This is a genomic window from Pseudomonas sp. NyZ480, from assembly GCF_029537255.1.
Classification (GTDB): Bacteria; Pseudomonadota; Gammaproteobacteria; order Pseudomonadales; family Pseudomonadaceae; genus Aquipseudomonas; species Aquipseudomonas taiwanensis.
Genome location: NZ_CP120626.1, coordinates 3,579,501 through 3,602,190, shown reverse-complemented (window position 1 = coordinate 3,602,190; position 22,690 = coordinate 3,579,501). Strand labels below are relative to the sequence as shown.

20 protein-coding genes are annotated in these 22,690 nt (G+C 61.0%); 18 read left to right on the top strand and 2 right to left on the bottom strand.

Annotated features, from left to right (window positions below):
• Positions 1 to 69: 69 nt before the first annotated feature.
• Positions 70 to 1,734, bottom strand: coding sequence for an electron transfer flavoprotein-ubiquinone oxidoreductase (locus tag P3R38_RS16655; RefSeq protein WP_023381369.1), 1,665 nt, complete (start codon positions 1,732 to 1,734; stop codon positions 70 to 72).
• Positions 1,735 to 2,291: 557 nt separating this feature from the next.
• Between P3R38_RS16655 and P3R38_RS16650 the strand changes: the two genes are divergently transcribed.
• From P3R38_RS16650 to P3R38_RS16610, 9 genes are all read left to right on the top strand, one after another.
• Positions 2,292 to 3,041, top strand: coding sequence for an electron transfer flavoprotein subunit beta/FixA family protein (locus P3R38_RS16650; protein ID WP_023381368.1), 750 nt, complete (start codon positions 2,292 to 2,294; stop codon positions 3,039 to 3,041).
• Positions 3,042 to 3,971 (top strand): FAD-binding protein, encoded by a 930-nt coding sequence (locus P3R38_RS16645; RefSeq protein ID WP_023381367.1) that lies wholly within the window; start codon positions 3,042 to 3,044, stop codon positions 3,969 to 3,971.
• 153 nt (positions 3,972 to 4,124) lie between these two features.
• Positions 4,125 to 4,952, top strand: a complete 828-nt coding sequence (locus P3R38_RS16640; protein ID WP_277686433.1) for a transporter substrate-binding domain-containing protein — start codon at positions 4,125 to 4,127, stop codon at positions 4,950 to 4,952.
• Positions 4,953 to 4,961: 9 nt separating this feature from the next.
• Positions 4,962 to 5,315: a DUF4398 domain-containing protein gene (locus P3R38_RS16635; RefSeq protein ID WP_023381365.1), complete on the top strand. Its 354-nt coding sequence runs from the start codon at positions 4,962 to 4,964 to the stop codon at positions 5,313 to 5,315.
• Positions 5,312 to 6,124 (top strand): OmpA family protein, encoded by an 813-nt coding sequence (locus P3R38_RS16630; RefSeq protein WP_023381364.1) that lies wholly within the window; start codon positions 5,312 to 5,314, stop codon positions 6,122 to 6,124. The genes P3R38_RS16635 and P3R38_RS16630 overlap by 4 nt, the downstream gene beginning before the upstream one ends.
• Before the next feature lie 193 nt (positions 6,125 to 6,317).
• Positions 6,318 to 7,760, top strand: coding sequence for a PLP-dependent aminotransferase family protein (locus P3R38_RS16625; RefSeq protein WP_023381363.1), 1,443 nt, complete (start codon positions 6,318 to 6,320; stop codon positions 7,758 to 7,760).
• Between the two features lie 61 nt (positions 7,761 to 7,821).
• Positions 7,822 to 8,301 carry a hypothetical protein gene (locus P3R38_RS16620; protein WP_277686432.1) on the top strand — a complete coding sequence of 160 codons (480 nt, stop codon included), beginning with the start codon at positions 7,822 to 7,824 and terminating at the stop codon, positions 8,299 to 8,301.
• Positions 8,302 to 8,433: 132 nt separating this feature from the next.
• Positions 8,434 to 8,688 (top strand): YkgJ family cysteine cluster protein, encoded by a 255-nt coding sequence (locus P3R38_RS16615; RefSeq protein WP_023381361.1) that lies wholly within the window; start codon positions 8,434 to 8,436, stop codon positions 8,686 to 8,688.
• A 33-nt stretch (positions 8,689 to 8,721) separates the two neighbouring features.
• Positions 8,722 to 9,327 (top strand): START domain-containing protein, encoded by a 606-nt coding sequence (locus tag P3R38_RS16610; RefSeq protein WP_023381360.1) that lies wholly within the window; start codon positions 8,722 to 8,724, stop codon positions 9,325 to 9,327.
• Between the two features lie 89 nt (positions 9,328 to 9,416).
• On the opposite strand, the gene gltA is transcribed toward P3R38_RS16610, so the two are convergent.
• Positions 9,417 to 10,706 (bottom strand): citrate synthase, encoded by a 1,290-nt coding sequence (gene gltA, locus P3R38_RS16605; RefSeq protein WP_023381359.1) that lies wholly within the window; start codon positions 10,704 to 10,706, stop codon positions 9,417 to 9,419.
• A gap of 352 nt (positions 10,707 to 11,058) precedes the next feature.
• On the opposite strand from gltA, the gene sdhC reads away from it, so the two are divergent.
• The 9 genes from sdhC (at position 11,059) to sucD (ending at position 22,396) form a co-directional block, all read left to right on the top strand.
• A complete protein-coding gene (gene sdhC / locus P3R38_RS16600) occupies positions 11,059 to 11,445 on the top strand; it encodes a succinate dehydrogenase, cytochrome b556 subunit (protein WP_077068487.1) in 387 nt (128 codons plus the stop codon).
• Complete coding sequence (gene sdhD, locus P3R38_RS16595; RefSeq protein ID WP_023381357.1) at positions 11,439 to 11,807, top strand: succinate dehydrogenase, hydrophobic membrane anchor protein; 369 nt, start codon at positions 11,439 to 11,441, stop codon at positions 11,805 to 11,807. Before sdhC ends, sdhD begins: the two co-directional genes overlap by 7 nt.
• Positions 11,808 to 11,810: 3 nt before the next feature.
• Positions 11,811 to 13,583 (top strand): succinate dehydrogenase flavoprotein subunit, encoded by a 1,773-nt coding sequence (gene sdhA / locus P3R38_RS16590; RefSeq protein WP_023381356.1) that lies wholly within the window; start codon positions 11,811 to 11,813, stop codon positions 13,581 to 13,583.
• Between the two features lie 11 nt (positions 13,584 to 13,594).
• Positions 13,595 to 14,299: a succinate dehydrogenase iron-sulfur subunit gene (locus P3R38_RS16585; protein WP_023381355.1), complete on the top strand. Its 705-nt coding sequence runs from the start codon at positions 13,595 to 13,597 to the stop codon at positions 14,297 to 14,299.
• A gap of 244 nt (positions 14,300 to 14,543) precedes the next feature.
• The gene (locus P3R38_RS16580) at positions 14,544 to 17,375 is read left to right on the top strand and encodes a 2-oxoglutarate dehydrogenase E1 component (RefSeq protein WP_023381354.1); all 2,832 of its coding nucleotides are present in this window, start codon (positions 14,544 to 14,546) and stop codon (positions 17,373 to 17,375) included.
• A 42-nt stretch (positions 17,376 to 17,417) separates the two neighbouring features.
• The gene (odhB, locus tag P3R38_RS16575; RefSeq protein ID WP_027908202.1) at positions 17,418 to 18,644 is read left to right on the top strand and encodes a 2-oxoglutarate dehydrogenase complex dihydrolipoyllysine-residue succinyltransferase; all 1,227 of its coding nucleotides are present in this window, start codon (positions 17,418 to 17,420) and stop codon (positions 18,642 to 18,644) included.
• Positions 18,645 to 18,736: 92 nt separating this feature from the next.
• Positions 18,737 to 20,173: a dihydrolipoyl dehydrogenase gene (gene lpdA / locus P3R38_RS16570; RefSeq protein ID WP_023381352.1), complete on the top strand. Its 1,437-nt coding sequence runs from the start codon at positions 18,737 to 18,739 to the stop codon at positions 20,171 to 20,173.
• Positions 20,174 to 20,345: 172 nt separating this feature from the next.
• The gene (gene sucC, locus P3R38_RS16565) at positions 20,346 to 21,512 is read left to right on the top strand and encodes an ADP-forming succinate--CoA ligase subunit beta (protein WP_023381351.1); all 1,167 of its coding nucleotides are present in this window, start codon (positions 20,346 to 20,348) and stop codon (positions 21,510 to 21,512) included.
• A complete protein-coding gene (gene sucD, locus P3R38_RS16560) occupies positions 21,512 to 22,396 on the top strand; it encodes a succinate--CoA ligase subunit alpha (protein ID WP_023381350.1) in 885 nt (294 codons plus the stop codon). The genes sucC and sucD overlap by 1 nt, the downstream gene beginning before the upstream one ends.
• Positions 22,397 to 22,690: the final 294 nt, after the last annotated feature.

Here is a 22,690-nt window from a genome sequence, read left to right as displayed (position 1 = left end):
CTCCGGGCACAACGAAAAAGCCCCCGGGCCACGCGGCCAGGGGGCTTTTTCCTGCCTCGGGGGCAGGGCTTACATGTTCGGGTAGTTCGGCCCGCCAGCGCCTTCAGGCGTGACCCAAGTGATGTTCTGGGCCGGGTCCTTGATGTCGCAGGTCTTGCAGTGCACGCAGTTCTGCGCGTTGATCTGGAAGCGCTTGTTGCCGTCTTCCTGGGTGACCACTTCGTATACGCCGGCCGGGCAGTAGCGCTGCGCCGGTTCGTCGTACAGTGGCAGGTTGTTGGCGATCGGTACGTTCGGATCGGTCAGCTTCAGGTGGCAAGGTTGCTCCTCTTCATGGTTGGTGCTGGAGAGGAATACCGAGCTGAGCTTGTCGAAGCTGAGCTTGCCGTCGGGTTTCGGATAGTCGATCTTCTGCGAATCGGCGGCGAGCTTGAGGCAGGCGTAGTCCGGCTTGGTGTCGTGCAGGGTGAACGGCAGCTTGCCGCCGAACCAGTTCTGATCGACATAGTTGAACGCCGCGCCCAGGATCGGCCCGAACTTGTGCATGGCCGGGCCGAAGTTGCGGCTGGCGAACAGCTCTTCGTAGAGCCAGCTGGCTTTGAAGGCGCTGACATAACCGTTGAGCTGGTCACCGCCTTCACTGCCGGCGATCAGTGCGTCGGCAACTGCCTCAGCAGCGAGCATGCCCGACTTCATGGCGGTGTGGCTGCCCTTGATCTTGGCGAAGTTCAGGGTGCCCAGGTCGCAGCCGATCAGCGCGCCACCGTTGAACACCATCTTGGGCAGCGAGTTGAAGCCGCCTTTGCAGATGGCGCGGGCGCCGTAGCTGATGCGTTTGCCGCCTTCGAGGTATTGGCTCATCACCGGGTGATGCTTCAGGCGCTGGAACTCATCGAACGGCGAGAGGTACGGGTTGGCGTAGGACAGGTCGACGATCAGGCCGACCACCACCTGGTTGTTTTCCAGGTGATAGAGGAACGAGCCGCCGGTGTTGTCCTTGCTCATCACGTCCAGCGGCCAGCCGGCGGTGTGCACCACCAGGCCCTGCTCGTGCTTGGCAGGGTCGATTTCCCAGATTTCCTTCAAGCCGATGCCGTAATGCTGCACGTCGGACTCGCTGTCCAGGTCGAAGCGCTTGATCAGCTGCTTGCCGATATGGCCGCGGCAACCTTCGGCGAACAGGGTGTACTTGGCGCGCAGTTCCATGCCTGGGGTGTACAGGCCGTCCTTGGGGTTGCCTTCGCGGTCGACGCCCAGGTCGCCAGTGATGATGCCGCGTACCACACCGTTTTCGTCGAACAGCGCTTCCTGTGCGGCGAAGCCTGGGTAGATTTCCACGCCCAGGTTCTCTGCCTGCTGGGCCAGCCAGCGGCACAGGTTGCCCAGGGAGATGATGTAGTTGCCCTGGTTGTGCATGGTTTTAGGCACGAACAGGTCAGGGACCTTGGTCGAGCTGCCGGCATCCTTGAGCACATAGATATCGTCACGCTTCACTTCGGTGTTCAGTGGCGCGCCGAGTGCTTTCCAGTCGGGGAACAGCTCGTTCAGGGCGCGGGGTTCGAAGACCGCGCCGGAGAGGATGTGGGCGCCGACTTCGGAGCCTTTCTCGACCACGCAGACGCTGATCTCGCTACCGGCTTCGGCGGCCTTCTGCTTCAGGCGGCAGGCGGCGGACAGGCCCGCCGGGCCGGCGCCGACGATGACCACGTCGAATTCCATGTATTCGCGTTCCACTGGTACTCTCCTACTCATCAAGGCTCGTGCTGTTGCTTTGTCTTATTGGGTGCGGGGGTGGTCACGGGAGGCTGTTCAGGTGTCTGTAGCCCTGTAGCCGCGTGAATGACGAACTACACCGTTTTGTCTTGGCCGCGCATTATATCTACACCACTTGGCGGGTCCAATACAAACGTTTGTTTGAATTTGCCGCAGGCCAGTAAAATCACAGGAACGCGGCTTGAGGGTGGCCGATTTGCCGTATTGACCGGATTGGGTGTTACGGTCAAGATACGAGCGGTTTTACGCTCGCCGTAGGCTGACCGTCGGGCGCAGGTGCACCCCTAAAGGCCAGGCGTAGAGCAAGGTTTTCGGGCCGAAACCCGTTTTGTAGTGGAGTCTACACGCCACGACAGAAAATGACCCGCGGGTTTTGCCGAAACAGTCTGAACAGGACTGATTGGTCACTGTGAAGTTCGCTCGAGCCGGAACGTTTTTAGAGGTGCCCTTGTACCCACGCGCAATCGCCGGGCAAGCCCCAGGCGACATTCTATTCACCGGAGAGTAACGAGGAATCCATGAAGGTTCTTGTAGCTGTCAAACGAGTGGTCGACTACAACGTCAAGGTTCGCGTCAAAGCGGACAACTCCGGCGTCGACCTTGCAAACGTCAAGATGTCCATGAACCCCTTCTGCGAAATCGCCGTGGAAGAAGCCGTGCGCCTGAAAGAAAAGGGCGTTGCGAGCGAGATCGTCGTCGTCTCCGTCGGCCCGAGCACTGCTCAGGAGCAACTGCGTACCGCCCTGGCCCTGGGTGCCGACCGTGCCATCCTGGTCGAAGCAGCTGACGAACTGAACTCCTTGGCCGTGGCCAAGGCACTGAAAGCCGTTGTCGACAAAGAGCAGCCACAGCTGGTCATTCTCGGCAAACAGGCCATCGACAGTGACAACAATCAGACCGGCCAGATGCTGGCCGCGCTGACCGGTTTCGCGCAGGGCACCTTCGCCTCCAAGGTGGAAGTGGCTGGCGACAAGCTGAACGTCACCCGCGAAATCGACGGCGGCCTGCAGACCGTCGCGTTGAACCTGCCGGCGATCGTCACCACCGACCTGCGCCTGAACGAGCCACGTTATGCGTCGCTGCCGAACATCATGAAGGCCAAGAAGAAGCCGCTGGAGACCGTTACTCCAGACGCGCTGGGCGTCTCCATCGCCTCCACCAACAAGACCCTGAAGGTCGAAGCGCCTGCTGCCCGCAGCGCGGGTATCAAGGTCAAATCGGTGGCCGAACTGGTCGAGAAGCTGAAGAACGAAGCGAAGGTAATCTAAATGACTATCCTGGTTGTCGCTGAATACGAAAACGGTGCCGTAGCCCCGGCCACCCTGAACACTGTCGCCGCAGCCGCCAAGATCGGTGGCGATATCCACGTACTGGTCGCTGGCCAGAATGTCGGTGGCGTTGCCGAGTCCGCCGCCAAGATCGCTGGCGTGGCCAAGGTGCTGGTTGCTGACAACGCAGCCTACGCCCACGTCCTGCCGGAGAACGTCGCGCCGCTGATCGTCGAGCTGGCCAAAGGCTATAGCCACGTGCTGGCCCCAGCCACCACCAACGGCAAGAACATCCTGCCGCGCGTTGCCGCGCTGCTGGACGTCGACCAGATCTCCGAGATCATCTCGGTCGAGTCCGCCGACACCTTCAAGCGTCCGATCTACGCCGGTAACGCCATTGCCACCGTGCAATCGAGCGCTGCTGTAAAAGTCATCACCGTGCGTACCACCGGCTTCGACGCCGTCGCCGCCGAAGGCGGCTCGGCTGCCGTTGAGGCGGTGGGGGCTGCTCACAATGCCGGTATCTCGGCCTTCGTCGGCGAAGAGCTGGCCAAGTCCGATCGTCCAGAGCTGACCGCTGCCAAGATCGTCGTATCCGGCGGCCGTGGCATGGGCAACGGTGACAACTTCAAGCACCTGTACGCCCTGGCCGACAAGCTTGGCGCCGCTGTCGGTGCTTCGCGCGCCGCGGTCGACGCAGGCTTCGTGCCGAACGATATGCAGGTCGGCCAGACCGGCAAGATCGTCGCGCCGCAGCTGTACATCGCCGTCGGTATCTCCGGTGCCATCCAGCACCTGGCCGGTATGAAAGACTCCAAGGTGATCGTTGCGATCAACAAGGACGAAGAAGCGCCGATCTTCCAGGTGGCCGACTACGGCCTGGTCGCTGACCTGTTCGAAGCGGTACCAGAGCTGGAAAAGCTGGTCTGATCCGGCTGCTTCACTTATAAAGAAGCCCGGCCCTCGTTGAGGGGGTCGGGCTTTTTCATGCCCGTTGCGGGCTTATCGCCGGCCGGCGCCTGCAGGAGGCGCGTGCCGGTGGTGCGGGCAAGTGGGCCCTCAAGAACAAGGCAAGGAGAGAGGATGAGGCTTCGCGGAGCGCGCGCGATACTGGCATGCATGGTTGCGATGCTGTCGCCGATGGCGATGGCGATGGCGGCAGGCAAGTGCGAGCGCCTGGTGGCGACCGGCAGCCCTGATGCGCCGCCGTATTCCTGGCAGGACCCAAAGGACCCTGAACACCTGATCGGTGCCAACGTCGACCTGTTGCGCCAGGTGGCCAGCGAACTCGGCGTGAAACTCGAGGTGCTGTATGCCGGCAAGCGCGACCAGGCTCTGGAGGAGGTGCGCAGTGGCCGGATGGACCTGTTGCTCGACACGCCGATGCAGGTCGGCCAGCTGACAGCGCTCGACTACATCCACCCCCCTTTGCAGCTCAATGAGTACCTGGTCTGGACTCGCCATGATGCCAGCCTGGTGTTTGACGGCCCGGCCGACCTTGCCCAGTACCAGGGTGGTCTGTCGGAGCGGGCGCGGCTTACGCCGGCCTTCGAAGCCTTCGCCAAGGCGCAACTGAAGCTGCTGCCCGCGCAGAACCTGACCCAGGCATTCCAGAAGTTGGTGCTGGGGCAGGTGGACTATGTGCTGGCGGGTCGCTACGCGGGAATGGCCATGGCCCAGAGCCTGGGCATGAGCAATGACCTGATCGCACGCGGGCTGCCGGTGGACCGCCCGGGGCTGTATCTGGCCGTGTCTCACAACTCGGCCTGCAATGACGCGTGGCTGCGTGGGCAATTAGCGAAAAAACTGACAGAATTGCCGATCTCCGGTGCGTCCGAGGCCGTGCTACAGCGTAATGTCGAGCGCTGGAAGGTACAGATGCAGGCGCCGCTGGATGCCCCCAAACAGTAGGAAGATTGCGTGAGAACCCAACCACTGATCCTTGCCCTGGCCATGCTTGGCTTGGCCGGCTGCGCCAACGATCCGGCGCCCAATGAGCAGATGCGTCTTTCCGAGCAAGCGCTGGAGCAGGCCAAGGCCGTTGGCGCTACCGAGCAGGTGCCAGAGTTCAAGATGGCCGAAGACAAGTTGGCTCGCGCCAAGACCAACATGCTGACCGAGGATTATCGCGATGCACGCATGCGCGCCGAACAATCCGAGCTGGATGCGCGTTTGGCCGAGGCGCGGGTGCTGAACCAGAAAAGCGATGAGCAACTCGAACGCTTGCAGTCGCGCGTCAAGCGCCTGCGCAAGCAGTTGGAGGTGCAGCCATGATGCGCCTCAAGCCCGTGTCCGTCCTGATGGTGCTGGCGTTGTCTGCTGGCTTGCAAGGTTGTGCCAGCCATCGCAGCGAGGTTGCGCTGGATGAAGCCAGTTCGGCATTCCAGAAGGTCAAGGATGACTCCGACGTGCTGCGCAGTGCACCGCGTGACGTGATCCGAGCCGGTGAATCGTTGGCCCGCGCCGAACGGCTGTCCAGCTACATCGGCACCGGTGCCGATGTGCGTCACTACGCTTACCTGAGCCAGCGCTATAGCGAAATCGCCCGCGAGCACACCAAGCTTGCACTGAACCAGGAGCGCATCGCCAAGCTCGACCTGGAGCGTCAGCGCCTTCAGTTGGCCCTGCGCGAAGCCAAACTCGCCAGCGTTCAGCAGCAGGGCAAGTGGGTCGAGGCGCAGATTGCCGCAATGGCGTCCGAGCAGGCCGACCGTGGCCTGGTGATGACGTTGGGCGACGTGCTGTTCGATACCGGCCGTGCCGACCTGAAGAACTCCGCCAGCCGCACGGTGCTCAAGCTGGTCCAGTTCCTGCAGCTGAACCCGCGGCGCGTGGTGCGCATCGAAGGTTACACCGACAGCACCGGAGCGCCTGAAGACAATCTCAAGCTGTCACGCGATCGTGCCCAGGCGGTGGCCGACATGCTGGTCGATCTGGGCATCGACGAGAAGCGCCTCGAAGTGCTGGGCTACGGCGACCAGTATCCGATCGAGGCTAACGCGTCGGAGCGGGGTAGGGCGCAGAACCGCCGCGTCGAGATCGTGTTCTCCGATGACAAAGGCAAGTTGGCACCCGCCCGTTGACCCTTTGATCTGATCGCTGGCACGTCGACCCTCATGTGGGGGCGGCTTGCCGGCGATCAGGGGCACTGTCACGCCGCAGTAATGTTGGCTATTCTGCAATCTGTCCCAGTACACTTGGCAACTGTTACGGTATGCTCTGCTGCCAGATTGCAGCATAAGAACAACGAGCCCGTCCGAGCGTCGAGATATCGCCATGACCAACCTGCTGCTGTATCAGCGTATCGCCCAGCAACTGGCCGATGACATCCGTCGCGGTGTCTATCAACCGGGTGAGCGCGTGCCGTCCGTGCGCAAGATGAGCGCCCAGCTCAACGTCAGTCACGCCACGGTGCTGCAGGCTTATGCCAATCTCGAAGACCAGGGCCTGATTCGTGCCCGGCCGCAGTCGGGCTACTATGTCCACCAGACCCCCGCACTGACGGCGCAGACCCCAGACATTGCACGGGTCGAGCGTCCGGGGCTGGTTACCCGTGCCAGTATCATCCAGCAGGTGCTGACCGAGGCGCGTCGTGATGGCGTGTTCCCCTTCGGGGCAGCGGTGCCCCATGTCGACTACCTGCCGGTTCGGGCCCTGCATCAGCAGATCGCCAAGGTCACCCGCTTCCACAGTCCCCGGGCGTTCAGCTACATGTTCAGCCCAGGGTTCGAGCCGCTGCGTCGGCAGATCGCCATTCGCATGCGTGATGCCGGTGTGCTGGTCGACCCGCGCGAGATCATCGTCACCCATGGTTGCGTGGATGCGCTGCAGATGTCGCTGCGGGTACTGACGCGGCCTGGCGACCTGATCGCGGCCGAGTCGCCGACCTACTATGGTCTGTTGCAGCTGGCGGACCTGCTGGGGTTGAAGGTCATCGAAATTCCCAGCGACCCCTCGACTGGCATCAGCCTCGAGGCGCTGCAACTGGCGGCCAACCAATGGTCGATCAAGGCCTTGGTGCTGACCGCACGCTTGAGCAATCCCCTGGGCGGAACGGTGCCCGAGGAGCGGCAGAAACAGCTCCTGCGCCTGGCATCCGATTTCGATATCCAGATCGTCGAAGATGACATCTATGGCGAACTCATGTTCGAGCAGGGGCGAACCAAGGCGCTCAAGGCATTCGATAGGCTTGATCGGGTCATCTACTGTTCGAGTTTCTCCAAGACGCTGTCGCCGGGTGTGCGGGTTGGCTGGATGGTGGCGGGGCGTTATCAGGACGAGATCCAGCGCCTGCAAACCTTCACCACGCACTCGGCCTGCAGCGTGACCCAGATGGGTGTGGCGGCCTACCTCGAAAACGGCGGGTACGACAGGCACCTGCGCTATATCCGCCAGGAGTATCGCAAGAACCTCAGTGCCTACCAACTGGCGGTGCAGCAGCACTTCCCCGAAGGCACCCAGATGACCCGTCCGACAGGCGGCTTCATTCTGTGGGTGAGCTTGCCGGGGCGGGTCAATACCCAGGAGTTGCATGTGCGAGCGCTGGAGCAGGGCATCAGTATCGCGCCAGGCCTTATCTTCAGTAATACCGAGCAGTTCAACCACTGTATCCGGCTCAATTGCGGCATTCCGTGGAACAAGGAGGCCGAGCGGGCGGTGATCACGCTCGGGTTGTTGGCCCAGCAATTGTGCAGGGAGACGACGAGCGCGCTTTTGTAGGCTTGTCAGGCGCTCGCGGAACAGAGAGCATACGCACCTTTCCGGCCTGCCTGTCGAATCCATGAAACTGTTGCGCTGCTTTGCCCTGTCGTTGTGCGTTCTGCCGCTTTTTCTGCCTGTCGGTGGGGTCGAGGCTGCACAGCCGGCAAGTCAGGCGCCGGCGGTGAAGGGCAAGGTCAGTCACAAGTCGGTGGCGAACAAGTCGGCCAAGCCTGCCGTCAAGCGCGAAGCGCAGGCCAAGTCCAAGGCCAGGTCGGCTCACAAATCGATCAGCAAAGCGGTTCGCCAGCCGCTGCCGGAGACCAAGCTGGACTTGAGTTTGCCTGCCGACATGGTCAAGAACCTCGAGCCGGATGTCGGCAAGGCGCCGGTCAGGCGCAAACCTTTGCTGCCAGCAATGTTCAGCGAGAAGCCCCAGGACGATGACAGCCCTTTCCAGCTCAATGGTCGGCTGATCAACAACGAAATGCAGCTTCAGTTGCGCAACGACAGCCGCCGCGATGTAGAAGGGGCGGCGATCGACTTCGAGTTTCGTCAGTAGCTTCGTGTAACTGACTGCCGGGTCATCGCAGATTTCATCCGGCCAGCAATTTCAAACGTCTGTTTGAGCGGTTACTATCCAGGGACGTTCGTCCCGTTTTGTTCCAGGGAGTCCTGATGTCGGTGAATAGCCATGAATTGCCGTGAGGGTTGCGGTGCCTGCTGCATCGCGCCATCCATCAGTTCGCCGATGCCGCGCATGCCTGAAGGCAAGCCGGCAGGCGAGCGCTGCCTGCACCTGACCACGGAAAATCTCTGCGACCTGTTCGGCAAGCCCGAGCGTCCGGCAGTTTGCGGTGGCTTCCGGGCAGAACCCGAGGTATGTGGGCAGAGTCGTGACGAAGCGATCAGGATTCTGGGCTGGCTGGAGCAGATGACGGCGGCGTGACAAGCGGGATCTTCGACAACAAGGATAAGCATGATGAGATCATTGAAGCGTATTGCACTGCTGTGTGGCGTGAGTGTTCTGTTGGCGCCGGTTGCCTGGGCTGAAGACTGGCAGGTGGCCAAGGACGAGGAGGGGATCAAGGTGTCCCTGAGCGAAGTGGCAGGCTCCAAGTACAAGGCCTATCGTGGCGTGACCCTGATCAAGGCGCCGTTGGCCAAGGTGCAGGCGCTGCAGGAAGATGTGGTAGGCGCCTGTGCCTGGGTGCATGAGTGCAAGTTGCAGAAGCTGCTCAAGCAGGAAGGTGGCGAGATCTGGACCTACACCCAGTTCAATACTCCCTGGCCGGTGACGCCGCGCGATTCGGTGCTGCATGTGACCACCGCCAAGGAGGCTGATGGCAGTGTGGTGCGCAAACTGGTGGGAGAGCCGACCTACGTGCCCGAGGAGAAGGGCTTCGTGCGGGTGGCGAAGGTCGAGGGCTTCTGGAAGCTGGTGCCCAAGGGAGACAGCACAGAAGTGACCTACCAGGTGCACACTGAGCCGGGTGGTAGTGTGCCTGCAATGGTGGCCAACAAGTTCGTGGTGGAGGCGCCGTTCAATACGCTGAAGAACTTGCGCGAGCGGGCTGAGAAGCACTGAGGCTTTGGTGCCGCCTCTGTGAGGTGGTCGCAGGATCTGCAATGAAAAAGGCTGCCCGAGGGCAGCCTTTTTGCGTTCGGCCAGGGGGCTTACTTGCGGTCTTTCAGGTCGACGATGTCGCGCTTCTCGTGGCCGGTGTACAGCTGGCGCGGACGGCCGATCTTGTACGGGCTGGAGAGCATTTCCTTCCAGTGCGAGATCCAGCCAACGGTACGTGCCAGGGCGAAGATCACGGTGAACATGCTGGTCGGAATGCCGATCGCCTTCAGGATGATACCCGAGTAGAAGTCGACGTTCGGGTACAGCGAGCGCTCGATGAAGTACGGATCGGTCAGGGCGATCTCTTCCAGGCGCATGGCCAGTTCCAGCTGCGGGTCGTTCTTGATGCCGAGTTCGCTCAGCACTTCGTCGCAGGTCTGCTTCATCACGGTGGCGCGCGGGTCGCGGTTCTTGTAGACGCGGTGACCGAAGCCCATCAGCTTGAACGGATCGTTCTTGTCCTTGGCCTTGGCGATGTACTTGTCGATGTTCGAAACATCGCCAATTTCATCGAGCATGGTCAGTACGGCTTCGTTGGCACCGCCGTGCGCCGGGCCCCACAGCGCGGCAATGCCGGCGGCGATACAGGCGAACGGGTTGGCGCCGGAAGAGCCGGCCAGACGGACGGTGGAAGTGGAAGCGTTCTGCTCATGGTCGGCATGGAGGATGAAGATCCGGTCCATTGCCTTGGCCAGCACCGGGCTGATCGGTTTGATCTCGCACGGGGTGTTGAACATCATGTGCAGGAAGTTTTCTGCGTACGACAGGTCGTTGCGTGGGTACATCATGGGCTGGCCCATGGAGTACTTGTAAACCATCGCGGCCAGGGTCGGCATCTTGGCGACCAGGCGCACCGCGGAAATTTCGCGGTGTTGCGGGTTATTGATGTCCAGCGAGTCGTGATAGAACGCCGACAGGGCGCCTACCACGCCGCACATCACCGCCATCGGGTGAGCGTCGCGACGGAAGCCGTTGAAGAAGGACTTCAGCTGCTCGTGAACCATGGTGTGGTTCTTGACGGTGCTGACGAACTGGGCCTTCTGCTCGGCGTTGGGCAACTCGCCGTTGAGCAGCAGGTAGCAGGTTTCCAGGTAGTCGGATTTCTCGGCGAGCTGTTCGATCGGGTAGCCGCGGTGCAGCAGCACGCCCTTGTCGCCATCGATGTAGGTGATCTTCGACTCGCACGAGGCAGTCGCCATGAAACCAGGGTCGAAGGTGAAGTGACCAGTGGCCCCCAACCCGCGGACGTCGATTACATCAGGACCAACGGTGCCGGTTAAAATGGGCAGCTCGACGGGGGCAGCGCCCTCGATGACCAACTGCGCTTTTTTGTCAGCCATGTGGCCTCCTATTAATGCTTGAAATCATCAGACAGACCCCCCACGCAGGGCCCGCACCACTATAGAGGGATAAATTCGAATGTCAATTTGCCTAAAGGCTGGTTGAAAGCGGCTCTGAGGCCTGATTTTTCTCGAAATTCTCGCCCATTTACGCCTTTTGCTCGCTAAAGGCAATGCGCTATTTGGGCTACCCCGTCACGTTGTCATAAGCAGCCTAACTGTCTATACTCGGCACCCGACCGCCAAGGGCTTGCAAGCCTGATTTGCTGGGGGTCGCCGTTCCCTGGGTGGTGGGTACCTGACCAGTACACTTACCAACAACTTTGCCCTGATTCGCTAGGGGCTCTTCAGTGTGAAAAAAGCCGTGAAAAGCCAACGACCTGTAAACCTAGACCTAAGGACCATCAAGCTCCCAATCACCGCGTACACGTCCATTCTGCACCGTATCTCCGGCGTCATCCTGTTCCTGGGCCTTGCCATCATGCTTTATGCATTGGGCAAGTCGCTGGGTTCGGAGGAAGGCTTCGGCGAGGTGAAGGCGTGTCTGACCAGCCCGCTGGCCAAACTGGTGACCTGGGCCCTGCTGTCCGCCCTGCTGTATCACCTGGTGGCAGGCGTACGCCACCTGATCATGGACATGGGCATCGGTGAGACGCTGGAAGGCGGCAAGCTGGGCTCGAAAATCGTGATTGTCATCTCCGTGGTGGTGATCGTTCTGGTGGGAGTTTGGGTATGGTAACCAATGTCACGAACCTGTCGCGTTCGGGCCTCTATGACTGGATGGCGCAGCGCGTCTCGGCGGTCGTTCTCGCGGCTTACTTCCTGTTCCTGATCGGGTACATCGTTGTTCACCCAGGCATGGACTATGCCCAGTGGCACGGTCTGTTCTCCAACAACGCGATGCGGATCTTCAGTCTGCTGGCCCTCGTTGCCCTGGGCGCTCACGCCTGGGTCGGCATGTGGACCATCGCCACCGACTACCTGACGCCGATGTCGTTCGGCAAGTCGGCGACTGCGATTCGTTTCCTGTTCCAGGCGGTATGCGGCGTTGCGATGTTCGCTTACTTCGTCTGGGGTGTGCAGATTCTCTGGGGTATCTGATCCATGGCTAGCATTCCTACTATTTCCTTCGACGCCATCATCATCGGTGGCGGCGGTGCCGGCATGCGCGCAGCGCTGCAGCTGGCGCAAGGCGGTCACAAGACTGCCGTGGTCACCAAGGTGTTCCCGACCCGTTCGCACACCGTTTCCGCCCAGGGTGGCATCACCTGTGCGATCGCTTCGGCCGACCCGAACGACGACTGGCGCTGGCACATGTACGATACCGTCAAGGGCTCCGACTACATCGGTGACCAGGACGCTATCGAATACATGTGTCAGGAAGGCCCGGCTGCGGTCTTCGAGCTGGACCACATGGGTCTGCCGTTCTCGCGTACCGAAACCGGCCGTATCTACCAGCGTCCGTTCGGTGGCCAGTCCAAGGACTTCGGCAAGGGTGGCCAGGCTGCCCGTACCTGCGCCGCTTCCGACCGTACCGGTCACGCGCTGCTGCACACCCTGTACCAGGGCAACCTGAAAGCCGGTACCACCTTCCTCAACGAATACTACGCCGTTGACCTGGTGAAGAACCAAGACGGCGCGTTCGTGGGTGTGATCGCGATCTGCATCGAAACCGGCGAAACCCTGTACATCAAGTCCAAGGCCACCGTACTGGCCACTGGCGGTGCAGGCCGTATCTATGCCTCCACCACCAATGCCCTGATCAACACCGGTGACGGCGTGGGCATGGCTCTGCGTGCTGGCGTGCCGGTGCAGGACATCGAAATGTGGCAGTTCCACCCGACCGGCATCGCCGGTGCCGGTGTACTGGTCACCGAGGGTTGCCGCGGTGAGGGTGGTTACCTGATCAACGCCCACGGCGAACGCTTCATGGAGCGTTATGCGCCGAACGCCAAAGACCTGGCTGGCCGCGACGTGGTCGCCCGTTCCATGGTCAAGGAAATCATCGCCGGCAATGGCGTGGGCCCGAACAAGGACCACGTACTGCTGAAGCTGGACCACCTGGGCGAGGAGGTGCTGCACAGCCGCCTGCCAGGTATCTGCGAACTGTCCAAGACCTTCGCCCACGTCGACCCTGTGGTCGCGCCGGTACCGGTCATCCCGACCTGCCACTACATGATGGGCGGCATCGCCACCAACATCCACGGCCAGGCCATCACCATGGATGCCGAAGGCAACGACCAGATCATCCCAGGTCTGTTCGCCGTAGGTGAAGTGGCGTGCGTATCGGTTCACGGTGCCAACCGTCTGGGCGGCAACTCGCTGCTCGACCTGGTGGTATTCGGCCGCGCTGCCGGTCTGCACTTGGAGAAGGCGCTGACCGAAGGCGTCGAGTACCGCGATGCCAGCGACACCGACGTCGATGTTGCACTGAACCGCCTGAGCAAGCTGAACGAGCGCACCACCGGTGAAGACGTCGCCAGCCTCAAGCGCGAGCTGCAGAGCTGCATGCAGAACTACTTCGGTGTGTTCCGTACTGGCGAATACATGCAGAAGGGTATCGAGCAGCTGGCTGGTCTGCGTGACCGCATCGCCAACGTCAAGATCAACGACAAGTCCCAGGCCTTCAACACCGCGCGTATCGAAGCGCTGGAGCTGCAGAACCTGCTGGAAGTTGCTGAAGCTACCGCCATCGCGGCCGAAGCCCGTAAAGAGTCCCGCGGCGCTCACGCCCGTGAAGACTTCGAAGACCGTGACGACGAGAACTGGCTGTGCCACACCCTGTACTACCCGGGTGAGAAGCGCGTTGCCAAGCGTGCAGTCAACTTCGCGCCGAAGACCGTACCGGCCTTCGAACCAAAAGTCCGGACTTACTAAGGGTGGCCGCCATGTTGCAAGTTGAAGTTTATCGTTACAACCCGGACACCGATTCGGCACCGAAGATGCAGACCTTCCAGGTCGACACCGGTGGCAAGGATCTGATGGTCCTGGACGTACTGGCACTGATCAAGGAGCAGGACGAAGGTTTCTCCTATCGTCGCTCCTGCCGTGAAGGCGTTTGCGGTTCCGACGGCATGAACATCAACGGCAAGAACGGCCTGGCGTGCATCACGCCGCTGTCCTCTGTCGTAAAAGGTAACAAGCTGGTTCTGCGTCCGCTGCCAGGTCTGCCGGTTATCCGTGACCTGGTCGTCGATATGAGCATCTTCTACAAGCAGTACGAGAAGGTGAAGCCGTTCCTGCAGAACGATACTCCGGCTCCGGCCATCGAGCGTCTGCAGTCGCCGGAAGAGCGTGACAAGCTGGACGGTCTGTACGAGTGCATCCTGTGCGCGTGCTGCTCGACCTCCTGTCCTTCGTTCTGGTGGAACCCGGACAAGTTCCTGGGTCCCGCCGCTTTGCTGCAGGCCTATCGCTTCCTGGCTGACAGCCGTGACACCAAGACTCAGGAGCGCCTGGCGTCCCTGGATGACCCGTTCAGCGTATTCCGCTGCCGCGGGATCATGAACTGCGTAAACGTTTGCCCGAAGGGTCTGAACCCAACCAAGGCGATCGGTCACGTACGTAACATGCTGCTGCAAAGCGGCACCTGATCCAAACGTTGTACCTGCAGTAAGCCGAGGTGCGGGTGGTGAGCCCGCACTGAGGTAAAACCCGAGCAAGGGCTCAAAAAGCCCGCGCTCATTACCTATGAAGATATGAGACCAGCAGGGGCTTCCGGGCTGGTACCCGGAAAATCAGCAGGATCCAGGTGGCGTGGTTCAGTCGCTGTGTTCGGACTTTTCCAGGTTTGCTGTGGCTCTCGCCGATCAGTCCCCTAACCGAGGGTGACCAAGCATGCAAGAAAGCGTGATGCAGCGCATGTGGGAAAGCGCCCACCTTTCAGGTGGTAACGCTGCATATGTGGAAGAGCTTTATGAGCTCTACCTGCACGACCCTAACGCTGTGCCAGAAGAGTGGCGCACTTACTTCCAGAAGTTGCCCGCCGACGGCAGCACCGCTACTGATGTATCGCACTCGACAATCCGCGACCATTTCGTACTGCTGGCAAAGAACCAGCGCCGCGCCCAACCGGTGTCCGCCGGGAGCGTGAGCAGTGAACACGAGAAGAAGCAGGTTGAAGTTCTGCGACTGATCCAGGCCTATCGTATGCGCGGCCATCAGGCTGCCAAGCTCGACCCCTTGGGGTTGTGGCAGCGCCCTGCGCCCGTAGACCTGTCGATCAATCACTACGGCTTGACCAATGCCGATCTTGATACGACCTTCCGTGCCGGCGACCTGTTCATCGGCAAAGAGGAAGCGAGCCTACGTGAAATTTTCGAGGCGCTCCAGAAGACATATTGTCGCACCATTGGCGCCGAGTTCACCCACATCGTCGATTCCGAGCAGCGCAGCTGGTTCCAGCAGCGCCTGGAAAGCGTCCGCGGTCGTCCGGAATTCTCCGCCGACGTGCAGGCTCACCTGCTCGAGCGCGTGACCGCCGGTGAAGGCCTTGAGAAGTACCTGGGCACCAAGTACCCGGGCACCAAGCGTTTCGGCCTCGAAGGTGGTGAAAGCCTGATCCCGATGCTGGACGAAATGATCCAGCGTTCCGGCTCCTATGGCACCAAGGAAGTTGTGATCGGCATGGCCCACCGTGGCCGTCTGAACGTCCTGGTGAACACCTTCGGCAAGAACCCGCGCGAGTTGTTCGACGAGTTCGAAGGCAAGAAGATGAACGAGCTGGGCTCCGGTGACGTGAAGTATCACCAGGGCTTCTCCTCCAACGTGATGACCCCCGGTGGCGAAGTTCACCTGGCCATGGCGTTCAACCCGTCCCACCTGGAAATCGTCTCGCCAGTGGTGGAAGGTTCGGTGCGCGCCCGTCAGGACCGTCGTAACGACACCGTGGGCGACAAGGTTCTGCCGATCTCGATCCACGGTGACGCTGCGTTCGCCGGTCAGGGCGTGGTCATGGAAACCTTCCAGATGTCGCAGACCCGCGGTTTCAAGACCGGCGGTACCGTGCACATCGTGATCAACAACCAGGTCGGTTTCACCATCAGCAACCCGCTGGACTCGCGTTCCACCGAGTACGCCACCGACGTCGCCAAGATGATCCAGGCGCCGATCCTGCACGTGAACGGTGACGATCCGGAAGCCGTGCTGTTCGTGACCCAGCTGGCCATCGACTACCGCATGCAGTTCAAGCGTGACGTGGTCATCGACCTGGTCTGCTACCGTCGTCGCGGCCACAACGAGGCCGACGAGCCGAACGGTACCCAGCCGCTGATGTATCAGCAGATCAGCAAGCAGCGCACCACCCGTGAGCTGTATGCGGATGCCCTGATTCAGGCTGGTCGCATCGACGCCGAGCGCGCTCAGGCCAAGGTCGACGAGTACCGCAACGCCCTGGACAACGGTCTGCACGTGGTCAAGAGCCTGGTCAAGGAGCCGAACCGCGAGCTGTTCGTCGACTGGCGTCCGTACCTGGGCCACGCCTGGACCGCGCGTCACGACACCCGCTTCGACCTCAAGACCCTGCAGGAGCTGTCGGCCAAGTTGCTGGAGCTGCCGGAAGGCTTCGTGGTTCAGCGTCAGGTAGCGAAGATCTACGAAGATCGCCAGAAGATGCAGGCCGGTGGCTTGCCGATCAACTGGGGTTACGCAGAGACCATGGCGTACGCCACCCTGCAGTTCGAAGGTCACCCAATCCGTATGACCGGCCAGGACATCGGCCGTGGCACCTTCTCGCACCGCCATGCAGTGCTGCACAACCAGAAGGACGCCAGCACCTACGTACCGCTGAAGAACCTGTTCCCAGGCCAGCCGAAGTTCGAGCTGTACGACTCCTTCCTTTCGGAAGAAGCCGTTCTGGCCTTCGAATACGGCTACTCGACCACCACGCCGAACGCGTTGGTGATCTGGGAAGCCCAGTTCGGTGACTTCGCCAACGGTGCGCAAGTGGTGATCGACCAGTTCATCACCAGTGGCGAGCACAAGTGGGGCCGTCTGTGCGGTCTGACGATGCTGCTGCCACACGGCTATGAAGGGCAGGGCCCGGAGCACTCCTCCGCGCGTCTGGAGCGTTACCTGCAGCTGTGCGCCGAGCACAACATCCAGGTTTGCGTACCGACCACTCCAGCCCAGATCTACCACCTGCTGCGTCGTCAGGTCATTCGTCCGCTGCGCAAGCCGCTGATCGTGCTGACACCGAAGTCGCTGCTGCGCCACAAGCTGGCCGTGTCGACCTTGGAAGACCTGGCCGAAGGCTCGTTCCAGACCGTGATCCCGGAAATCGACAACCTCGATCCGGCCAAGGTCGAGCGCCTGATTCTGTGCGGTGGCAAGGTTTACTACGACCTGCTGGAAAAACGCCGTGCCGAAGGCCGCGAAGACATCGCCATCGTGCGTATCGAGCAGCTGTATCCGTTCCCTGAGGATGACCTGGTGGAAATCCTGGCGCCGTACACCAACCTCAAGCATGCGGTCTGGTGCCAGGAAGAACCGATGAACCAGGGCGCCTGGTACAGCAGCCAGCACCACATGCGCCGTATCCTGGGCCGCCACAACAAGGCACTGGTTCTGGAATACGCAGGTCGCGACGCTTCCGCCGCACCCGCTTGTGGTTACGCATCGAAGCACGCCGAACAGCAGGAAAAACTGCTGCAAGACGCCTTCACTGTCTAACGCCATCGCGCACACGAAACCGAATTTAAGGAAACACTGATAATGGCTATCGAGATCAAAGCCCCAACCTTCCCGGAATCGGTCGCCGACGGCACCGTTGCTACCTGGCACAAGCAGCCGGGCGACGCCGTCAAGCGTGACGAGCTGATCGTCGACATCGAAACCGACAAGGTGGTCCTGGAAGTCCTGGCCACCGCCGACGGCGTGCTGGGTGCCATCGTCAAGGGCGAGGGCGACACCGTCCTGTCCGACGAAGTGCTGGGTTCGATCGTTGAAGGTGGCGCTGCCGCCGCCGCTCCGGCTGCTGCTCCGGCCGCCGCCGCTGCCCCTGCCGCCGCTGCAGCCGATGCGGGTGAAGACGACCCGGTCGCCGCACCTGCCGCACGCAAGCTGGCTGAAGAGAACGGCATCGACCTGGCTACCGTTGCCGGCACCGGCAAAGGCGGTCGCATCACCAAGGAAGACGTAGTTGCCGCAGTTGCCAACAAGAAGTCGGCTCCTGCCGCTGCTCCGGCTGCCAAGCCGGCTGCCGCTGCCGCTGCTCCGGTCGTCGTCGCTGCTGGCGACCGCACCGAGAAGCGTGTACCGATGACCCGCCTGCGTGCCAAGATCGCCGAGCGTCTGGTCGAAGCCCAGTCGAGCATGGCCATGCTGACCACCTTCAACGAAGTCGACATGACCGAAGTCATGGCCCTGCGTTCGAAGTACAAGGACCTGTTCGAGAAGACCCACAACGGCGTGCGCCTGGGCTTCATGTCCTTCTTCGTCAAGGCTGCCACCGAGGCCCTGAAGCGCTTCCCGGCCGTCAACGCCTCGATCGACGGCAACGACATCGTCTACCACGGCTATGCTGACGTCGGCGTTGCCGTCTCCAGCGACCGTGGTCTGGTGGTTCCGGTCCTGCGTAACGCCGAGTCGATGAGCCTGGCTGAAATCGAGAACGGCATCGCCACCTTCGGCAAGAAAGCCCGTGACGGCAAGCTGGCCATCGAAGAGATGACCGGCGGCACCTTCACCATCACCAACGGTGGTACTTTCGGCTCGATGATGTCGACCCCGATCGTCAACCCGCCGCAGGCCGCGATTCTCGGCATGCACAACATCATCCAGCGTCCGATGGCCATCAACGGCCAAGTGGTCATTCGCCCGATGATGTACCTGGCACTGTCCTACGATCACCGCCTGATCGACGGCAAGGAAGCGGTCACCTTCCTGGTGACCATCAAGAACCTGCTGGAAGATCCGTCTCGCCTGCTGCTGGACATCTAACCCTCTGGCTGCTTACCGTTCGGCCCCGGCTTCGAGAGAAGCAGGGCCGCGCGGTTCGCGGCTTGTAGCTTGTAGCTGATAAGGAATCTTTTATGACCCAGAAATTTGACGTAGTGGTAATTGGTGCAGGTCCTGGCGGCTATGTGGCTGCCATCAAGGCCGCACAACTTGGTCTGAAGACTGCCTGTATCGAGAAGTACACCGACGCCGAGGGCAAGCTGGCCCTGGGCGGCACCTGCCTGAACGTAGGTTGCATTCCTTCCAAGGCGCTGCTGGACAGCTCCTGGAAATACAAGGAAGCCAAAGAGAGCTTCAACGTCCACGGTATCTCCACGGGTGAAGTGAAGATGGACGTCGCCGCGATGGTTGGCCGCAAGGCTGGCATCGTCAAGAACCTGACCGGTGGCGTTGCCACGCTGTTCAAGGCCAATGGCGTCACTTCGATCCAGGGCCACGGCAAGCTGCTGGCTGGCAAGAAAGTCGAAGTCACCAAGGCTGACGGCACCACCGAAGTCATCGAAGCCGAAAACGTGATCCTGGCCTCTGGCTCGCGTCCGATCGACATTCCGCCGGCTCCGGTCGACCAGAACGTCATCGTCGACTCCACCGGCGCCCTGGAATTCCAAGCTGTGCCTAAGCGCCTGGGCGTGATCGGCGCCGGTGTCATCGGTCTGGAACTGGGTTCGGTCTGGGCTCGCCTGGGCGCTGAAGTCACCGTCCTGGAAGCCCTGGACACCTTCCTGATGGCTGCCGACACCGCCGTCTCGAAAGAAGCCCAGAAGACCCTGACCAAGCAAGGCCTGGACATCAAGCTGGGCGCTCGCGTCACCGGCTCGAAAGTCAACGGCAACGAAGTCGAAGTGACCTACACCGACGCCAACGGCGAGCAGAAGATCACCTTCGACAAGCTGATCGTCGCGGTCGGCCGTCGTCCTGTGACCACCGACCTGCTGTCGGCTGACTGCGGTGTGAACATCGACGAGCGTGGCTACATCTTCGTCGACGACTACTGCGCCACCAGCGTTCCTGGCGTCTATGCCATCGGTGACGTGGTGCGCGGCATGATGCTGGCACACAAGGCCTCGGAAGAGGGCATCATGGTCGTCGAGCGCATCAAGGGCCACAAAGCCCAGATGAATTACGACCTGATTCCATCGGTCATCTACACCCACCCGGAAATCGCTTGGGTCGGCAAGACCGAACAAGCCTTGAAGGCCGAGGGTGTTGAGGTTAACGTAGGCACCTTCCCGTTCGCGGCCAGCGGCCGTGCAATGGCAGCCAACGACACCGGTGGTTTCGTCAAGGTCATCGCCGATGCCAAGACCGACCGCGTCCTGGGCGTGCACGTGATTGGCCCATCGGCTGCCGAACTGGTACAGCAGGGCGCAATCGCGATGGAATTCGGCACCAGTGCCGAGGATCTGGGCATGATGGTCTTCAGCCATCCGACCCTGTCCGAAGCGCTGCATGAAGCAGCGCTGGCAGTGAATGGCGGCGCCATTCACGTGGCCAACCGTAAGAAGCGTTAATTATAAGAAACCACGGCGGGCTGCCCGTCGTGAGTCTTGCGTGCATGACTCACCGCGGAACGTCCGCCGGACCGAACTACATGGGATAACCCGGGGTTAACGGTCACAGGTGGTGCGGCGCCAGCAATGGCGCAGCGCCGAAGCGCAGTACCTAACGAAGACGGTAAAAAGCATGAATCTTCACGAGTATCAGGGTAAGCAGCTGTTCGCTGAATACGGCCTGCCAGTTTCCAAGGGTTTCGCTGTCGACACCCCTGAAGAAGCTGCAGAAGCCTGCGACAAGATCGGCGGTTCGGAGTGGGTCGTCAAAGCCCAGGTCCACGCTGGCGGTCGCGGTAAAGCGGGCGGCGTAAAGCTGGTTCGCAGCAAGGAAGACGCCAAGGCGTTCGCTGCGCAGTGGTTGGGCAAGAATCTGGTGACCTACCAGACTGACGCCAACGGTCAACCAGTTTCCAAGATCCTGGTCGAATCCTGCACTGACATCGCCAAAGAGCTGTACCTGGGCGCTGTCGTCGATCGCTCGAGCCGTCGTATCGTGTTCATGGCCTCCACCGAAGGTGGCGTGGACATCGAGAAAGTCGCTCACGAAACTCCTGAGAAGATCCTCAAGGCTACCATCGATCCGCTGGTCGGCGCTCAGCCGTTCCAGGGTCGTGAGCTGGCGTTCCAGCTGGGTCTGGAAGGCAAGCAAGTTCAACAGTTCGCCAAGATCTTCGTCGGTCTGGCCAAGCTGTTCAAGGATCACGACCTCGCCCTGCTGGAAGTGAACCCGCTGGTCATCAAGGCCGACGGCGACCTGCACTGCCTCGATGCCAAGATCAACATCGATGCCAACGCCATGTACCGTCAGCCTAAGCTGAAGACCTTCCACGACCCGTCGCAAGACGACGCCCGTGAAGCCCACGCTGCCAAGTTCGAACTGAACTACGTAGCCCTGGAAGGCAACATTGGCTGCATGGTCAACGGTGCCGGTCTGGCCATGGGTACCATGGACATCGTCAACCTGCACGGTGGCAAGCCAGCCAACTTCCTGGACGTTGGCGGCGGCGCCACCAAAGAGCGCGTGACCGAAGCGTTCAAGATCATTCTGTCGGACAGCAATGTCGCGGCCGTTCTGGTCAACATCTTCGGCGGCATCGTTCGCTGCGACATGATTGCCGAAGGCATCATCGGTGCAGTGAAAGAAGTAGGCGTTAAGGTTCCGGTCGTCGTTCGCCTCGAAGGCAACAACGCCGAACTGGGCGCTAAAGTACTGGCAGAAAGCGGTTTGAACATCATTGCGGCCACCAGCCTGACCGACGCTGCTCAACAAGTTGTCAAAGCTGCGGAGGGCAAGTAATGAGCGTCCTGATCAATAAAGACACCAAAGTCATCTGCCAGGGCTTCACTGGCTCGCAGGGTACTTTCCACTCCGAACAAGCCATCGCCTACGGCACCAAGATGGTTGGCGGCGTTACTCCGGGCAAGGGTGGCACTACCCACCTGGGCCTGCCGGTGTTCAACACCGTCAAGGACGCTGTCGAAGCCACTGGCGCCGAAGCCTCGGTGATCTACGTTCCGGCTCCGTTCTGCAAAGACTCGATCCTGGAAGCTGCCTTCGCCGGCATCAAGCTGATCGTCTGCATCACCGAGGGTATCCCTACCCTCGACATGCTGGACGCCAAGGTCAAGTGCGACGAGCTGGGCGTACGTCTGATCGGCCCTAACTGCCCAGGTGTCATCACCCCGGGCGAGTGCAAGATCGGCATCATGCCAGGCCACATCCACCTGCCAGGCAAGGTTGGTATCGTTTCCCGTTCCGGCACCCTGACCTATGAAGCGGTCAAGCAGACCACCGACGCCGGCTTCGGCCAGTCGACCTGCGTCGGTATCGGCGGCGACCCGATCCCAGGCTCGAACTTCATCGACATCCTGAAGCTGTTCCAGGAAGACCCGCAGACCGAAGCGATCGTCATGATCGGTGAGATCGGCGGTTCGGCTGAAGAAGAGGCTGCTGCCTACATCAAGGCCAACGTCACCAAGCCTGTCGTTTCCTACATCGCTGGTGTTACCGCTCCTGCGGGCAAGCGCATGGGTCACGCTGGCGCCATCATTTCCGGCGGCAAGGGCACTGCGGACGAGAAGTTCGCCGCCCTGCAGGACGCAGGTGTGAAAACCGTGCGTTCCCTGGCTGACATCGGCAAGGCCCTGGCCGAGCTGACTGGCTGGGAAATGAAGAAGTAATACGCTTTACCCCCCACGCGCACAGAGGCCACCTTCGGGTGGCCTTTGTCGTTATGAGGGGGAGGTCTTTTCTCGGTGCGGAAAATTCGATCGCCTCGATCAGGTTTTTCCACCAGACATTTGCCCGATTCAGCAATAAATTATCGCCTGAGACAGATATCCAGACGACAAACACATACGCACATCGGACAAGCAGCACTGTATCAGTGCGTTTGCCCGGTAAAACGGTTAATCTACGCGCTCACTCTGTGCCCGTACCCCAAAAGGGAACGACACGCTAAACGGGTCTGGCCT

Excerpts from the sequence above, each read along its gene's own strand:
- P3R38_RS16645 (WP_023381367.1), top strand. The coding sequence starts at position 3,042 with ATGACTATCCTGGTTGTCGCTGAATACGAAAACGGTGCCGTAGCCCCG.
- P3R38_RS16625 (WP_023381363.1), top strand. The coding sequence starts at position 6,318 with ATGACCAACCTGCTGCTGTATCAGCGTATCGCCCAGCAACTGGCCGAT.
- gltA (WP_023381359.1), bottom strand. The coding sequence starts at position 10,706 with ATGGCTGACAAAAAAGCGCAGTTGGTCATCGAGGGCGCTGCCCCCGTC.
- sdhA (WP_023381356.1), top strand. The coding sequence starts at position 11,811 with ATGGCTAGCATTCCTACTATTTCCTTCGACGCCATCATCATCGGTGGC.
- P3R38_RS16615 (WP_023381361.1), top strand. The coding sequence starts at position 8,434 with ATGAATTGCCGTGAGGGTTGCGGTGCCTGCTGCATCGCGCCATCCATC.
- sucC (WP_023381351.1), top strand. The coding sequence starts at position 20,346 with ATGAATCTTCACGAGTATCAGGGTAAGCAGCTGTTCGCTGAATACGGC.
- P3R38_RS16620 (WP_277686432.1), top strand. The coding sequence starts at position 7,822 with ATGAAACTGTTGCGCTGCTTTGCCCTGTCGTTGTGCGTTCTGCCGCTT.
- P3R38_RS16585 (WP_023381355.1), top strand. The coding sequence starts at position 13,595 with ATGTTGCAAGTTGAAGTTTATCGTTACAACCCGGACACCGATTCGGCA.
- P3R38_RS16580 (WP_023381354.1), top strand. The coding sequence starts at position 14,544 with ATGCAAGAAAGCGTGATGCAGCGCATGTGGGAAAGCGCCCACCTTTCA.
- P3R38_RS16650 (WP_023381368.1), top strand. The coding sequence starts at position 2,292 with ATGAAGGTTCTTGTAGCTGTCAAACGAGTGGTCGACTACAACGTCAAG.
- P3R38_RS16640 (WP_277686433.1), top strand. The coding sequence starts at position 4,125 with ATGAGGCTTCGCGGAGCGCGCGCGATACTGGCATGCATGGTTGCGATG.
- odhB (WP_027908202.1), top strand. The coding sequence starts at position 17,418 with ATGGCTATCGAGATCAAAGCCCCAACCTTCCCGGAATCGGTCGCCGAC.
- P3R38_RS16630 (WP_023381364.1), top strand. The coding sequence starts at position 5,312 with ATGATGCGCCTCAAGCCCGTGTCCGTCCTGATGGTGCTGGCGTTGTCT.
- sucD (WP_023381350.1), top strand. The coding sequence starts at position 21,512 with ATGAGCGTCCTGATCAATAAAGACACCAAAGTCATCTGCCAGGGCTTC.
- sdhD (WP_023381357.1), top strand. The coding sequence starts at position 11,439 with ATGGTAACCAATGTCACGAACCTGTCGCGTTCGGGCCTCTATGACTGG.
- P3R38_RS16610 (WP_023381360.1), top strand. The coding sequence starts at position 8,722 with ATGAGATCATTGAAGCGTATTGCACTGCTGTGTGGCGTGAGTGTTCTG.
- lpdA (WP_023381352.1), top strand. The coding sequence starts at position 18,737 with ATGACCCAGAAATTTGACGTAGTGGTAATTGGTGCAGGTCCTGGCGGC.